This window comes from Butyrivibrio sp. AE2005 (genome assembly GCF_000686965.1).
GTDB classification, from domain to species: Bacteria; Bacillota; Clostridia; order Lachnospirales; family Lachnospiraceae; genus Butyrivibrio; species Butyrivibrio hungatei_A.
Map to the genome: position 1 here is coordinate 23152 of NZ_JMMD01000017.1, position 16698 is coordinate 39849.

A 16698-nucleotide genomic window follows, 5' to 3' on the forward strand; every position below is an offset into this window, starting at 1 on the left:
TCAAGTTTAGTTCATTGTTTGCAAAAATGTCAAGCCGTATGGCCGGGGGGAAGTTTCAGGCGAAGGTTGTGCCTTTAATGAAGGGGATGGCCGGTAGTATTAGTTATCTGCGAAGTGATATAGCACTATGAACCATATAATTACACAAAAGTAAAATAAGTAATCCAGCATAGCATTAATCCTCGTTTTCTGTAACATTTTCTATAATCGCATCAAATTCAAGAATTACCTTAAAGAAATCACCGTCTATGAAGATGTTCATAGTTCCACCCATGGCCTCGGTGAGACTGTGAGCGATAGAGAGGCCGAGTCCGTTTCCGTCTGTATATCTTGATTTATCTCCTCTGACAAATCTTTCCATCAGTTCTTCAGGTGAGATGTTTAATTGTTCACGGGATGTGTTCCTAAAAGTAAATCTAAGTTTATCACCATTGTTTTCAAGGTCTACATAAGCTCTTGTATCTGCCTGAGCATATTTGACAATATTACTCATAATATTATCGAACACCCTCCACAAATACCTGTTGTCTGCAATGAGGTGCATTTCACTGTCACAGCTGTTAACAACGACTTCTATTTTCTTTTCCTTAAGTCGTTCCGCGAATTCTCCGATAGACTGATCCAGCAAAACCTCCGCATTTACTTCCTCCATATTAAGCTCAATATTTCCGCTGGAGATTTTTGATGCTTCAATAATATCTTCAACAAGTTTTTTAAGACGAAGCGACTGTCTGTTCAGGACTTCAAGATATTCTTTTGCATTCTCGTTTTCCAGGTTCTCTTTATCTAGAAGATCAACGTAATTTATTATGGATGTGATAGGCGTCTTGATATCGTGAGATACATTTGTAATGAGCTCAGTCTTCATTCGCTCACTCTTTGTGCGCTCCGCCAAAGCAATCTCAATTCCCGCCTGAATATCGTTGAGGGCTGTTCCGGTTTCTTCCATAAACTGCGGCATTCCCCTCACATCAACATGTGCTGTCATATCTCCCGCCGCAAGTTTTTCTGCAGAGTCTTTTATCTTCGAATAGCTTCGAATTCCCCAGAATATAAAGGCTGCGAGTACCACCTTATCCATTAAATAAACAAATAAACCATCGAACCATACACCTACATACCATTCTAAAGCTACATTTATCATAATCAGAATTAGAGGTAACATCATATAGGAAATCCATATACGCGCCTTCCATCCAACTTTCATCAGTAGCCTTATAATAAACATGTTCTTGTGTAATCTGCAAAGCTTGAAATTTACTGCAAATAATGAACAAAAACAAAGCCCTACCGCCATTCCAAGTATAAAGCTTCCACCTATACCAACTAGCGCCTTATAAAACGGCAAATAATCCAATCTATTTTTCAGCTCAGCTATTATTACTAAAAATATAAGCTCCAAAGCTACTGTCGCAATAAATGCTAAATCTACCGGAATCCAATCAAACGGACCTGCCACAATTTTTTTGCTCTGCTTTGTATGGCCTGCTGCTTTAATAAATAACCCAAAACATACCCATATCATTACAAAAGAAATAATACTGACTATAGGAACGAAAGGCTTAATCGTATATGCTACGCTGACAATCTTCTTAGCCTTTGCATAATAATCATTTGCATGACCTTTGGTGGAAAGTTTAGCTTCATTGGGAAAACAAATGAAAGTAAAACGCTTGTTTTGGGAATTTTCCACTTCGCTTCTGATTTTGGGTGGATCATTAAAATAAGTAAAACGTGTTCCAACCGCATCAAAAGAGTCAATGTCTTTTAAAGTATCATGAATCGGAGACAGATCCGCCACATAATCCCCATCCAATATACCTTTTTCGCCATTGGAATTATTCAAACACAATTTATAGTCTTCTATAGACTTTGAAATAGGATCATACGCATTGCCTGCAATAAAAAGCTTTTCATTTTCTTCTGTAGCTTCTTCGCCATTCGTGTTATTCATGGACCATATTTTACTAAAAGTGCTATCCATATTGTGAGCTTCAGCAACATAATCATCCATTACCCTCCCATACCAAAATGAATCCAGCGCAAAGAATCGATCATTGGCATAAGCATATGCTTTACTTCCCAAGGTATCGTATCCTATACCTTGAACTTCAAATACTTCCTCACGTCTGCTTGTATCTGTAAGTATGCTATTCTGCGCCCCGAACATTCCTAAGAATTGTTCACTTCTATTAAAAACTGTTTTGTCATTTACTGTATATGAATTAATAAATAATTCATTATTCCATGATGGCACTGAAACACCGGCAAAATTTCGATAAAGGTATATGCTGTTATCATTTAAATCTGCATCTTCCGATATAGCCCCGTCAATAACTCCATAGTAACAGTTCATCCCATTCAAAAGATCGGTATTGAATCCGGAATCATATTTAGAAAGAGCTAGCACAGCATATGCTTTTCCCGCATCATCAAAAACTTCTTTTCTAAATGAGTATGTCGTTGAACCATCACTATGATATGTTTTTGCACCAATAATATAACTTGCAACTATACTCACTAAAAAACACACTGTAAAGAATATACATGCTATTGCCAATAATATTTTTGCTTTTATACTGTAAAAACGTTTCATCTTCTTTCCTCAATCCGTCACCACAGACGTGTCATAGTATTGTTTGAATAGGTAATTGCTGTTACCACACGGTCCTTATCATCAATATCAAATGAAACCGAGTAATTCTTGTAACTATAAGAGAATTTTATCGAGATATCAATACCATCCACGCCGGTAGGAGCTTTACCACCGTACGCAGCTATTACATCATCGCAAGTACTTCCCACTCCTATGCCTCTGGAAGTTTTTACATTTGAATCATGGATTACTATTGCCTGTGTTTTATCTTTAATAGTTAAAAGCTCTATTGAATCAGGAGCATTGCCAAATATATATGATTTGTCAAGTTCATTATATGGTGAAGTCTTTTCCTCAGTTGGATTACCGAGAGCTTCAATATTTTTCTTTGCATCATTTTTGACGGAAACGCTCTTTCCGTTATATTCAAAAGATAGATCTGATTCCGGTATCGTATACGATGGATCAGATATAACCACCGCATTCAGTGTATCCGATGTATTTGCTACATTCGATATTTCAGGTGTATTTGATGTGTCAGATGTATTCGATATTTCAGGTGTACTTGACACATTCGATGTGTCAGACGCATTCGATGCATCAGATGTATTTGATTGATTCGCCTGTCCACAGCCTGCAAGTGTAAGCACCATAGCAGATATTATTAAAAAACCAGTTCTTTTTTTCATTACACTTTCCTTTCCCGAGGTGTTCCCTTCTCAATCTTATATCCTCGCCCCCAGACAGCTATTAAATATCTGGGATCTGTACTGTCATATTCCAATTTTTCTCTAAGATGCCTGATATGAACAGCCACCGTACTTTCGGCGCCTATCATGTTTTCTTTCCAGACACTTGTATATATTTCTTTTGGAGAAAAAACTTCACCCGGATGAATCATCAATAGTTTCAATATGTCATATTCCAAGGGAGTGAGCGAAACAGGATTTCCATCCAGCGTTACTTCTTTTGCCTTATCATTTAATTCGATACCGCCGATAGTGATCATATCTGTATTTGTTGTTACTTCCGAAGTCCCTTTAGCCCCAAGCATTGTATAACGACGAATCTGGGATTTTACTCTCGCCATCAGCTCAACCTGATTAAACGGCTTGGTAACATAGTCATCTGCTCCGACCGTCAGCCCCACAACTTTATCTTCATCCTCACTTTTTGCAGTGAGCATGATTATAGGTACATTGGATATCCTTCTGATCTCTGCCATTGCAGTTATTCCGTCCATCTCAGGCATCATCACATCCATAAGGATAAGATGAATGTCATTTCCGATAGGACTCTGCATTATTTCAAGCGCTTCTTTTCCGTTATAAGCCGCCGTAACACTCATGCCTTCACTTTCAAGGTAGATCCTAAGCGCAGATACGATGTCCTTTTCATCGTCACAAATAAGAATATTGTTCATTTTTTCTCCCGTATATTTTCAATGATTAATCATAGATACATTGTATTGAAAAAATTTTTAAGTTCCAATAGGGGAAATCTTTAAGAATTGTTTAAGATGGGATACTTGCGACCGTTCACGACTATTTGAGCATTAGAAACATGAACAAAATTATGGTCAACACTTATGAGAAAGCGTAATATCCGTAGGAGTGTATAAAAAAAACGCGACACTAATGTATCGCGTAGGTATCCTGTGATTCAGCACATCTGCGTTCTATTTCTATTGTGTTTTTCATATCTCTCATTGGAACTATCTGCATAATGCGCCCTTCCTTAGTGACTAAATCTTACTTATTTGGAATAAGCAGTGAAAAATTATTGATTATTCCTTGAATGCTTTCATCATCATAAACAATACCATATTTATCAGAAGGACGCACTTCTTCTAATACTTTTCTACAGTTATCACTATTAAGTTCCTCTTCATTGCATATTATTTTTAGCAACTTTAATGTTACTTTTCGATATTCATCATGAGAAAAACCTAACGAGTAACATATATATGCCATAGATATCGGAATATTATTATTTTTGTTTTTTAAAAAAAGTAATATCTCATTTATTATATCCGGTAAATATTTATAAAAGTTCTCATCATAAAATAACACTTCTCGCAAATGCTCTTTTTCTTTGTTATCCATAATCCCCCCATATAGTAGCATTTGATCCGTATGGATTTTTCCTCTTATGCCGCTTGAGTCTCATCTTGCTCTGCAGGCATAGACAGTTCTTTTACCTGCTTACTTCTTGAAAGCAACATGCAGCTTGCAAATCCTGTAATGCCGGTACACAAGAACATAATCGCCATTCCGGTTCCGTCTGTATTTCCAAGCAAACGTACAATCATTGAGGATACTTTCGTTCCACTATCCACAAATGGTTCAAAGAGGTACTCAGACATCGCGCCGCCCAGCAAGATTCCCATAGGGATTGCAGCAAACTTCATCGCATTCCTTACCGCAAACACTCTGCCCTGTATATCTTCGCGCACATTTGTATATATCAGTACCGACTGCGCCGCCATAGTAAACGGAATCGGCAAACTTGCCGCAATTCCTGCAATGCTCCATACAAAAACATTCTGTCCAAATGCCATGAGCAAATCGCCGAATGCGAATGAAAGCGCTGCGGAATAAAACAGCATCTTCACTTTGTTCTTCGGCATTTTCAATGTGCTAACCAAAACTCCTCCAACAATTCCACCTGCTCCGATGAATGACGTTACAATGCCAAGTACCATTTCATTGTCATTGCTTCTTGCAAGAATCATAGGTGACAAAATATTTTCATAAGATAAACGTGAAAGGAAATTCATTAAGGTCATGCAGATGATGATATAGAGGACTCCTTTGTTCTCTTTCAAAAACTTCACTCCGCCAAAGAAACCGTCAAACATTCCCTCTTCTTCCTCAGGGTCACTTCCCTTGGGAATCTGTATAACAAAGAACATTACTGTGATTGCAAAAAGGAATGTCGCGATATCAAACATAAGCACAGACGCAATTCCAAAAAATCCCATCAAAGCACTGGCAAGCATTGGATAAAGCACAACGCTTACATTCTCTGATATAGAACTTAATCCGCTGATCTTCTCATATTTATCCTCAGGTACGATCAGTCCTAATGCCACTGATGAAGCCGGTGACTGTATAGCTTCCATGACGCCCAGCACAATATTTATAACGTATATATACGACAAGCTCATTTTCTGTGTATAAAGAAGTACACATACAATAACGGAGCAAAGCGCAGATGCCGTATCCGTAAGCATGATGATTTTTTTCTTATCATGGCGATCCACAAATCCGCCTATAAAAAAGCTTGTTATTGCCTTTGGTGCAAAAGTGAAAAAGGTAAGCAGCGATACCTGCATAACAGACCTACTCTGCTGATAGGCCCAAATGATAAGCGCATAGCTTGTCATCATACTTCCAAGTTCTGAGACAGCTTGGCTTAACCAGAAAGAAATATAATTAGTCTTGTTATTCATGTCGTCCCCCTGTTGTCTATGATGCCTCCCTATTGTAGCATCTGATATCTCATCATTCAATTACAGCAATAAACTGATAAAGTCATAATAAAAAGAGCTTAGGAATCAAATCCGTCGCTCTTTTGCTTTGTTACGCCATTACACTATTTTCTGTATGCTTTGAAAATTATTTCTGCGTATGAATCTGTAAATTTCTTGTTTCTACAATAGCTCTGATTGCATCCATTTCCGGTTGAATTGCTTCATATTCTTTTCTAAATTTCTCATCTTGTAAATGCTCATTAAGCATATCATTAAATTTTCTCATATTTCCCCCATCCTTTTTATGAAAATCTTCACTTCGATGTTTTGCAAATTTAACTTCTTAAGTGTATTTTATCGCTTGTTTATTGCAAGCGATATTTTCTGGTTTTATTTGATCCTTCAGCAATTACGATTCCATCATCTACCATTTTTGCTAAAATTGCTCTTGTTCTCTGTGGGCTAAGTCCCGAAATTGCAGCCATTTCAGCAGTTGTAGAAGCACCATGTTGCGACATATATTCTACAAACATAGTCCTACACTCACTTGCTTTTATCGTTTTTCGCTTGTAGTTACCGCTTGTCGCTTGCTTTTTATCGCTTACTTTTATCGCTTGTCTACCATCTTCCGGAAGAGCACGATACATATTAACCCTGAGGGCAATTCCCATATCGATAAACTCAACCTCTGGAAGTCCATACTCTTTGGTCTGTGCCAATATCTTTGGAATACCGCTCCCCCATTGTTCTATGAGATTCATATAAACAAAAGCATTGGCGATGCCGTGATTTCTAACCTTTGAAAAACCTTCCTTCATCTTTTCAATTGTAACACCCGGCATCAATCCACCAGGAGACGAGATTTCAAGCCTGTTATCATATATTGCCACCTGTACAAGGCTTCCCTGCAGGAAGCTACAATTAACAACAGCATTGATAATAAGCTCTCGTATGCTCTCCGGCGGCAGTTCATAAACATCCTGTCTGTGAATACCTTTAATCCTTGCTCCAAGATGAATATTCCGAAGAACAAACTGATAAGCCTGCTCCACCTGCTCCCAAAGATTACCTTCATACTCTCTTTTATCAACAAAAATCCCACGTGTATTGCCTTTAAATACTGCACACTGAATCTGAGACATTATGCCATCTAACCCTCTCAGATAATAATATGCATACGTTGGGCGAACAACTCCGTTTTCTTCCTTAAGAATCCCCCAAGTTATCAAGTTATTCTTGGTAGGTGTCTTTACCTTTTCAGCGTCTTTATCATTCAAGCAATTACGCTGCGCTTCTTTTTTCATATCCTCACAGAAGCTATTAATATCAGCATCTGTTACTTCAATGTCTTTATTAACAACATTATCAAAGGATCTATTCTCATCCTCATAGTACATTTCTTGGATAAATGGTCTGTCAGCAAGTCGTGTAGATCCGGCTGTACGAATAAAAGTACCCTTATCCATTCCAAGAGATTTAAGATAATAAGGTCTTTGTCTTCCTGCACTGATTTCTACCACAATTACCGTTTTATCCCCGATGGCCTGTGGTGCAATATCAGGAATAATCAAAGGCTCACAGCTGTCACTAATCGCATTAGTAATCTTATCTATCATGGTAAATACAGCTGTCTGATCAACACCAACAACTTCTCTGTCATCATTGACACCAATTATAAGTCTGCCACCTTCACCATTAGAAAAGGCGACAATCGTCTTCATATATTTTTTACTGTCTTCCGGCAGCTTTTCTTTGAACTCCAAGTCTTTTGACTCTCCCCGGAAGATTTCTTCTACTGTCATATGCTATCACCCTTTCTGTAATTTAATCTTATCTTCATCAAACTTCTTCTGCAGATTAATCCAAAACTCCGGAAAGTGTGAAAGTACTCCGCAAAGTTTGTCTGCCATGTCTACAGGTTCCGTAGTCATGTACATTCATTGATTCAATTGTATCACCACTACGCTTACACTGGATGGCATTTCTGATTATCCTCCGCATACTATTCTCCATTATTTGAATTAAACGGATATTGCATCACACCATGAATCTATTATATCCATCGCATTTTCTTTATCTTGCAAATGTGCTTTAACATGTAGTGGGTTTATTTTATATAGAAAACAAATTACATCCCTTGCAGTTCTTTGTTTATCTGCATCTGAAATGTAGTCAAAGAAGTTCATATCGTCTATAGTTTTTTACCTTTTCTTCCATGTGGCTTCCAGTATTCAATACAAGCCTATACATTAGATTTTCGTAATAAGCCTGATCTTCTTTTGAAAGCTTCGCCATGTTCTTCGACCTTTTTACTAAGAATCTTCTCTATACTCTGCACCAAATCATCCGCGTACTTCTCATCAACATCTTGGAAGCAAAACGGACAAGTTGTTTTCTGCGGACCAGTAAAATAAGTTTTTATATTAGTCAATCTTTGATTACCGTTATTATCTTGAAGAATATGAAATAGTGATTTCTCCCTCTCTGATAAAACAGGTTTTTCTATTTTTTCTTTAAGCAGATTCACAATATCGTTCTCTGTATCCGCAAACGTTTTTAAAGTTGGGACAGCCGTCTCAATTCTTTTACTCCCACTTTTTGTAGTCTCCAACTTTTTCATCGTAGCATCATAAACCACAATTAACTCATCTCTGCTTTTTGTTGGATGTAAACCTATAAACTGAGTATATGTATCACGTCTCACTTGGCTATTAGTCTTTTTTTCATGAATCGATGCATCTCGTGACGCCCAACTATTTTCACCTTTTAGCACCTTCTGCATTTCGTTTATATAGTACTCTGGGCAAAGATTATTACAACTATCTAAGTATTTATCTAAAACCTCTTGCTGTGCTTGTGCTTTAGCTAAACTCTTCTCATAAGTAGGCTGAATCTTTTTTATCTTGTCATCAACCTCTTTAACTGCGCCCATAACAACTATTGCATTTAAGCCGTCATCATCAATTTTAATATTGTCTTCTATAAATTCTTCCTTTCAAAAATAATATTATATAAATTGTTCAATGCCCGCATAGATACTTCTTCTGAAAGTACACATAGTAAAAATCTCGAAAATAGCATTAGTTGCTAGCGAACATTCTTCCTTGACTACCGTTTAACAATGCAAAAATAATTGCTGTTTCATTTTCGGAAAGTTGATTTTAGTTAATGATAGTGCACTAAATACTGCCCACAATATTGGTCATAATCTACGCACTATCATAGATCCTTACTTTGGTCTTATCTTCATATTCCCACTCGCATTAGCTCCATCTGCAACCTTCTTCGACATATTTTGCGCGAGTGAATACTTCCCATGATCTACCAACAGTTTCTCCCGCTCTATGCTAGATCCGATGAACACTGCCTGATAAGGCTCTTCTCCGCCTGTAATTACGTATGAATTGTCGGCGATGTCAAAACGAAGGGCTTCATTGCCCACTTTAACAACACCTTTGGCGCGAGCTATATCGCCGTATTGCTTCCTCAATAGATCGTCACAGAAAACAGCAAGTGCTCCTACAGAATTAAACTCCATGAGATCAAATGTCATTTGCTCAAAAGCCTGCTGCCCACTATTATCTGCGCCTTCATCCTCGCCGTCACCAACTGCGTGCGCTTCCTCATCCGACATAACCTCCGTCCACCAATCCTCACTCTTGCCATCATGGTAGGATTCCGTTATCTTCGCATCGGAATTTATCTCTCTTATCTGCTTCTTTACTTCTTCCAGCTCATCAGCATCCATTCCCTCAGTCTTTGAGAAGATGACATGCCCTGCGTTCAAAATCTGGTCTCGCATAAGCTCCCTGTACTCATGAAGATTTGCCAAAAAAGACTTCGCAGATACTATTACAATAGGACTTACGGGAATAATTTTTTCGTACCTGACTTTTTCAATGCCGGCAAGAATATTACTCAGTTTGGCAACGCCCGACGGTTCTACGATCAGATACTCGGGTGCGATTCCCGTTGATACTGTAAGGATTGAGTACAAAAAAGAATCTTTCTTGCTGCAGCAAACACAGCCTTCCATGAACTCAAGAACCTGCATATCCTTATTATCTGTAGAGCCTGAAATTTCGAGGCTGTCCAGATTTGTATCGCCGAATTCATTCTCCAGAACCGCAGTATAGCGCTTAGTATGCTTTAACAACTCTTTTATAAATGTGGTCTTTCCGGCTCCCAAAAAGCCTGTAACTATCAGTACTTTCATATGATCATCGCCGGTGCGTCGGCGTATTCTCCTTCTTAATAAGGGTATAAGGAACTTCCGCTCTCACTTCGTTCGCCGTAAGACGTTCGAACCAGCCTCGAAAAAACCTCAGCAGGTTCTCTCAGCAAGAGCAGTCGCAAACTTTAAAATCTGCGACTGCCCTATAATTTTAGTAAAAGTTAAACATTACTCATTTACAAGCTTTACAACCGGCTTGATAAGGTCTGCCGGCTTATCTTTCATAAGCTGCAATGCTTCGGGAATGTGATCCCATCCTTCAAATATATGTGTTGCAAGCGGGCTTACATCAAGTCTTCCTGAAGATACCAATGCCCCTAGTTTCTCCATACGAAGTCTTCCACCGGGCATAAGTCCTCCGCGGATCTGCTTGTGTCCCATTCCAACGCCCCAGTCAGTTCTTGGAATGCTGATATAGTCACCGCTTCCGAGGTAGTTAACGTTACCGATAAGTCCGCCGGGCTTAACCGATTTAACTGCCGACTCAAAAGTATCGACATTACCACCTGCGATAACTACTCTATCTACACCTTTTCCTGATGTAAGTTCCATAACCTGATCTTCTATAGATCCGTTTTTGTAATTGATAAAGTCGGTTGCGCCGTACTTCTTAGCTGCTTCAACACATTTAGGACGTGTTCCTACAGCAATGATCCTTGACGCACCACGTAGTGACGCCCCGGCTACACTCATAAGTCCTACGGGACCGATACCGATTACAAGAACGGTATCACCAAACTGAACATCTGCAAGCTCTACTCCGTGGAATCCTGTGGGAACCATATCAGAAAGCATACATGCATCTACAATGTTGATGTTTTCCGGCATATGTGCAAGGTTTCCGTCCGCATCATTAACGTGGAAAAACTCGGAATCCAAGCCATCCTTAAAGTTGGAGAACTTCCATCCTGCAAGCATTCCACCTGAGTGCATCGAATATCCGGCCTGAGCCTCAAGCGAACTCCAATCGGGTGTGATAGCAGGTACCAAAACTCTGTCACCGGGCTTAAAGTCCTTAACAAGTTCACCTACTTCCACAACTTCCGCACAACCTTCATGACCAAGGATCATGTTATGACGATCACCAACAGCACCTTCCCATACTGTATGTACATCTGAAGTACATATTGCAATGGCAAGCGGTTTGCAGATTGCATCGAGCGGTCCACACTTCGGAACGTCTTTTGTAATCCATCCGACCTCACCGATCTTAAGCATTGCAAAACCCTTCATTGTCTTCTGCTCCATAAGATGTTCTCCTCCTTTATTTAATTATGCAAAATTGAGTGTTGATATCATCTTATATGAAAAATGCACATACAGTCAATTGTTATTCGTATATTTATGTGCACTTTTCTGTATTTCAAAAAATGAGCGCACAAAAAAGGAAGCTCTTTTCACAAAGCTTCCTTCTACTATCATTTCTTTTTTTATAAAAAAGTATAACATCAGACCGTCAGTTACCAAGCGCGGTGTTAAGCACATCAGCGACGCTCCTGTATTTCTTATTCGCCTTATCTCTGCCAAAGCCTGCATTATGCCCGCCGGCCAGATGCTTTATCATATCCGTCTTTATCTCTATATAGCTGCTGCCTGAATCAGCTACCATCTCGGAATCTGACACTTCACCGGGCAAATAGATAAACTCCGTCTCATTCACTACGCTTTGGAGCTTCTCCCAGTCCTGTTCGGTTATCTGCTGCCTTTCGCTTGAAAATCCCCCTTCAGGGAATTTGCCTTCAAAGAGCTCCTTGATATCAAGGTCATCGGTTGCTCTTATCAAATAATGTATCACCGAACAATCCGATGACACTACATACATATCGATATTCTGACCGTCCACCGGGCAAACAACGTAGCTCACCTTGCTAAGATAAAGATCTTCCGCTCCGCCATTCCCGCATCCTGCGAACAAAAACGCGCATGCTACCGATATAAGAAGCATTGTAATGATATACTTCTTTTTTACTGTCCTATACATAATTTCACCCTTTCCATTAACCAATAAGCCGGTTCCCCTACCGTTATTCGCTTATTTTTCTACTATTCTGAACACCCATATATTTCGGCAATTATGTGACCATTCTGTATAGTTCTATTTTTCTCAAAAAATATTTTGACAATACGTAAAGCGGCACACTTATAAAGAAAAACGCAATAATAAACGATAATACAAACACAAGATCCTGAGGCATAGTTATCCTTTTTATTACAAACAAAAGAAGCATATGGCCCACATATATATCCAAAGTATAGCTTCCCATCCGGTACAGTATATCAAAAATTCTGAATCCGGCAATAAAACGGCTCACAAAATATATCGTAGTCATACCCAAAAGTCCGCATGCCCAGACAGAAAGTTCAATTCCAAACGTCTTAAACGAAAATGGCATATCGTCAAAGCCGTAGACAAGGTCCGTTGAATAGCATCCGGAAGCCATAACCGTAACCGCTATCCATCCTACAAGGCAAAAGATAAATATAGCGCCCCGCATTTTCGGCTTGATCGTCCCAATCTTAGGAAGCACATCATATTCGCCGCATACATACCCCAGAAGTAAAAAGCCATACAGCCATTTAATTTTCCACATACAGAAAATTTCCGTAGTGCAAAAGATAATCAAAAGCGCCCATATGCCTATATTCAAAGCCGCTCTCAGCGCCTTCTTATCCGTCACTTTGTGGATCAGTATAAAAAGCATATGTGCAAAAAAGAGCTGAATAAAAAACCACACACTTCTTGCATATATAAATATCTGCACGGCATCATCCATGAGAATGCCCATCTCCATGCCTTTTCCCGCTACTGTTACCACAGCGTTTGCCATAAAGGCGACAAACGACCATGTAATATACGGAACGATCAATCGCAAGCACTTCTTTTTCACAAGCTCTTTTTCCGAATACTTCTTAAGTTCCTTATACAGGAAAAAACCGCTCACAAAATAGAAGATCGGCATGTGCACAAAGCTGATAAAACCCGAATACACTCCTACCGTATTTGAAGCTACATGACCATAAACAACCATGATGATCGCTATAGCTTTATATATGTCCATTTCTTTTAATCTGTTCGTTACTATCTGTTCTTTCATTCGTTCTTCTTGTTACTTTTTGTTGCATTCTGATATGCAGATTATTCTATCACCCCCGCTTCTCATATTCATTAAAATTTTTATGAACATTCTATCAAATATTATGCATATCTTGTTATTTCATAATGCGGATATCCGTAATTGCGACTTCATCACCCGTAAGTGCCACATAAACTTCATCATATTCACCGTGGAAGGTGGTCGTATTTTCTATGGCAATACCAAGATTTTCCGTCTCCGTTGTAATCTTATTTCCATGTCTTTCAAAGAGTACAAAACAGTCTATGCCTTCCTTTGTCTCTTCTTTCCATTTTTCCCAACCTTTGAAATTTTCATTTTTCTTCATAAATACTTTGTTTTCCGCAATATCTTCATCGCCCGACACTTCGCCGTTTATCTTTATCATCGCGTATTCACGATAATCCTCGCCTCCAACCTTTCCGTCCGAGGAATAAAACAGCACGATATAAGGGCAATGCCACACAAGATTGGCTGCCGGAAGGCTCATGGAATGGAAATAAAGCCTTACCTCATCTTCAAGCTCGATTCCTTCAGTAGATGCAGACCTTGTCCTGTCAATCTGGATATTAGGAAGGTCAGACTCAATACGATCTGTATATCTTATAACATCTGAAATTCGCTCTATATCACCTTCGCCGATTTTTTTGCCGGTCTCTTCAACAATAATATTTTTTATATGGCAATTTTCACCCGTAATACCAATATATGCTTCTTTGGTATTGTCTTGAAGAGATATGACCGCCTTGACCTTGTGATTCATGTACTTCATCTCAAGCGTTATGTGATCGTCATATTTGGCCATTCCTATCTCATACTGCCCTTTTTTCTTCTCCTTCTTTACAGCCCTTCGCTTTTTCTTTTTTTCCGGAATCTCAACTACTTCAATTTTCATATTCCTTGCCGCAGTTGAAACATAATGTCCGTCCGGCCAGATTTCTCCGTACTCCAGATATCTGTATGCGTTTATTGCTTTTATGCTCTTATGAAATCGCTTGTCATAGGAATCAAACAAAATAATCGAAGGCGATGAATATTCCCCTTCCTTAAGTTCAAGCTGATCGCAGTCAAAATATATCTTCTTTACAACATCTGTTATATGAACTCCAAGAGAAACCTGCTCCTTGTATGCCCTGCAGACAATCTCAGAATCCATAACTCTGTCGTCTTTTTTACACGAGTTTTCTCTATCCATTATATGGAGCATTATCTTGGAATAGACAGGATCGAACTGCGTTCCGGACATCTCAACAAATTCCTGCCTGACCATGATATACGGAAGCGGTTCACGGTACCTTTTATTCGAAGTCATGGAGACATACGCATCCGCAACCGCAATGATCCTTGCAACATCGGGAATTTCTTCTCCCTTAAGTCCCTCAGGATAACCACTGCCGTCATACTTTTCATTGCTGTAAAGAACCCCGTCTCGCAGATACGGATATTCCTTGATATCTGCCAAGATCTCGCCGCTTATTATCGGCTTCTTCTTAAGTATCTTTTGTTCATCCTCTGTAAGATCTTTCTGCTTCTCAATAATACTGTCAGGAATTCCGACCATACCTATATCGTGGAGAAGCGCTGCATAGTACACGCCTTCACACTTCTGTTCATCCATGCCCGAGCGCATTGCGATCTCTTTTGCAATATCAGCAACTCTTTGGGAATGTCCTTGTGCATATTCATCTTTATTTTCTATTGCTTTTACAAGAGCTGATGTTGTCTGGTCAAACAGACGCTTCATGCGCTTTTCTCCGTCCTTCAGCTCGCCTATCTCGATCTTGTGTGCCCTTATTACCGCACGGTTTACATCGATATAGCTAAATACATACAAGAAGATCGCAACCAGAACCATGAAAATATCAACAATAGATATTCCAAACGCAAATATCTGAATAATTCCCGCTATGATAGGCGCAAATATGCAGGTCACGATAGAAACGCGTGCCAATCTGCTTATAGCCTTTTGAAACTCTAGTATAACCGTTAACTGTATAAGCGGACACAGCACAGGCATAATGTAACACAGCAAAAACAGCGATCCTCTGTTATATATATTTCTTTCATCAATGTAATAGATCCATCCGGTAAAATGCGAGATTACTACAAACATTATCTGTACAATTGCCGCAATATTCACAAATCTAAGTCTTTTGAGCATAGTTTTTTGATTTGCCTCAACCCTCAGCAGATCGACTATGTAAAGATTCAGTCCCAATATAACCACCGGAGTCATCGCAAATACAAGGAAATTACTGAGCCTGACCATAATATATCCCGTCATTGTCGTATTTCCGGAATAGATATACGACAAACGATCGAAGAAGATAAGAATTGCCGCAGATGACTCTACAGTAAAAATTATCAATCTTCTTTTTTTCTCCAGAAACTGCGTAAAGAACAACAGAAATGCAAATGCCATACACGTAGAGGAAAGGCCCAGCATAATATCCAGTTGATACTTCTCTATAATCTCAAACATTTCCACCTGCTCCTTGTACTATACTCCATGCAGAACAAAAAACTCTTTAAGCTTTTCCAAGAGCTCCTCTTTCTTTATATTCTTTAAAAAATATCCCTCAGGCCGAAGTTCAACAACAGCCATAACGCTCTCCTTATCGCTTTTACCCGTAAGAAAAATAACAGGTATCGAAGATGTCTCCGAATCGCTCCTTAGCATCTCAAGAACCTGCGGCCCGCTCGTTACCGGCATCTCATGATCCAGAAGTATCAGATCGACCTTGCTTTTTCCAAGATACTTGATGGCCTGAAGCCCTGAATTAGCCATAAATACTCTGTACGTATCTTTCAGCCACTGTCTTACAAGAGAAAGATACTGCGGATCGTCATCAACGATCAGTATGCTCTTTCTGTACTCTCCCGATTCGGATTTATCAAAAAATTCCCTTATGGCTTTAATAAATTCATCATTATTGACGGGTCTGGAAAATGTCTTGTACAGCAGATTCTCGCTCAAATGCTTCGCTGTATTGTTAAGGTCTATCTGCTCGCCTATAAGTATCAGCTTGCTGCCGTTTTCTTCCATGGTATCAATCAGGAAATGCAGTGCATCTTCTCTTGGATTGACCTCTTCGTCCATATAAAGGATGTACAGCGATATGTCTTCTCCGGAAGCGTTGAGGGCATCTACTGTAAAAGGAACAAAAGCGCACTCAAGCCCAACCGCCTGTACCTTCTCAATAATGGCTCTCAAAATAAACGTCTCTTTTTCTCCGGTGAATATGATTTTTTTGCCTGATATGATTTTTCCCATTTTGCT

The 16698-nt window shown here is 39.2% G+C and carries 14 protein-coding genes and 1 pseudogene; all 15 read right to left on the reverse strand.

Annotation, left to right across the window (positions count from 1 at the left end; genetic code table 11):
- Positions 1-175: 175 nt before the first annotated feature.
- Entirely contained in the window at positions 176-2596 is a 2421-nt protein-coding gene (locus DL92_RS20330; protein WP_051625315.1) for a sensor histidine kinase, read from the reverse strand.
- A gap of 17 nt (positions 2597-2613) precedes the next feature.
- Positions 2614-3285 carry an LptM family lipoprotein gene (locus DL92_RS0111700; RefSeq protein ID WP_026667810.1) on the reverse strand — a complete coding sequence of 224 codons (672 nt, stop codon included), beginning with the start codon at positions 3283-3285 and terminating at the stop codon, positions 2614-2616.
- Positions 3285-4019, reverse strand: coding sequence for a response regulator transcription factor (locus tag DL92_RS0111705; protein ID WP_026667811.1), 735 nt, complete (start codon positions 4017-4019; stop codon positions 3285-3287). Before DL92_RS0111705 ends, DL92_RS0111700 begins: the two co-directional genes overlap by 1 nt.
- A gap of 328 nt (positions 4020-4347) precedes the next feature.
- The gene (locus tag DL92_RS0111710) at positions 4348-4701 is read right to left on the reverse strand and encodes a hypothetical protein (RefSeq protein WP_026667812.1); all 354 of its coding nucleotides are present in this window, start codon (positions 4699-4701) and stop codon (positions 4348-4350) included.
- 44 nt (positions 4702-4745) lie between these two features.
- A complete protein-coding gene (locus tag DL92_RS0111715) occupies positions 4746-6050 on the reverse strand; it encodes an MFS transporter (protein WP_026667813.1) in 1305 nt (434 codons plus the stop codon).
- Between the two features lie 166 nt (positions 6051-6216).
- On the reverse strand, positions 6217-6357 hold the full coding sequence (locus DL92_RS21270; RefSeq protein ID WP_197027257.1) for a hypothetical protein: 141 nt from the start codon (positions 6355-6357) through the stop codon (positions 6217-6219).
- A 79-nt stretch (positions 6358-6436) separates the two neighbouring features.
- Positions 6437-7873 (reverse strand): ATP-binding protein, encoded by a 1437-nt coding sequence (locus tag DL92_RS0111725; protein ID WP_026667814.1) that lies wholly within the window; start codon positions 7871-7873, stop codon positions 6437-6439.
- Positions 7874-7994: 121 nt separating this feature from the next.
- Positions 7995-8084 (reverse strand): annotated as a pseudogene (locus DL92_RS21865) (DUF7695 domain-containing protein); the annotation flags it as partial.
- 229 nt (positions 8085-8313) lie between these two features.
- The gene (locus DL92_RS0111740; RefSeq protein WP_026667815.1) at positions 8314-9003 is read right to left on the reverse strand and encodes a hypothetical protein; all 690 of its coding nucleotides are present in this window, start codon (positions 9001-9003) and stop codon (positions 8314-8316) included.
- 297 nt (positions 9004-9300) lie between these two features.
- Complete coding sequence (locus tag DL92_RS0111745; RefSeq protein WP_026667816.1) at positions 9301-10287, reverse strand: GTP-binding protein; 987 nt, start codon at positions 10285-10287, stop codon at positions 9301-9303.
- Between the two features lie 186 nt (positions 10288-10473).
- On the reverse strand, positions 10474-11538 hold the full coding sequence (locus tag DL92_RS0111750) for an NAD(P)-dependent alcohol dehydrogenase (RefSeq protein WP_026656467.1): 1065 nt from the start codon (positions 11536-11538) through the stop codon (positions 10474-10476).
- A gap of 223 nt (positions 11539-11761) precedes the next feature.
- Positions 11762-12286, reverse strand: coding sequence for a hypothetical protein (locus DL92_RS0111755; protein ID WP_155841139.1), 525 nt, complete (start codon positions 12284-12286; stop codon positions 11762-11764).
- A 91-nt stretch (positions 12287-12377) separates the two neighbouring features.
- On the reverse strand, positions 12378-13400 hold the full coding sequence (locus DL92_RS0111760; RefSeq protein WP_026656465.1) for an acyltransferase family protein: 1023 nt from the start codon (positions 13398-13400) through the stop codon (positions 12378-12380).
- Positions 13401-13515: 115 nt separating this feature from the next.
- The gene (locus DL92_RS0111765; RefSeq protein WP_026656464.1) at positions 13516-15900 is read right to left on the reverse strand and encodes an HD-GYP domain-containing protein; all 2385 of its coding nucleotides are present in this window, start codon (positions 15898-15900) and stop codon (positions 13516-13518) included.
- Positions 15901-15918: 18 nt separating this feature from the next.
- Positions 15919-16692, reverse strand: a complete 774-nt coding sequence (locus tag DL92_RS19110) for a response regulator (protein WP_026656463.1) — start codon at positions 16690-16692, stop codon at positions 15919-15921.
- Between the last annotated feature and the right edge of the window lie 6 nt (positions 16693-16698).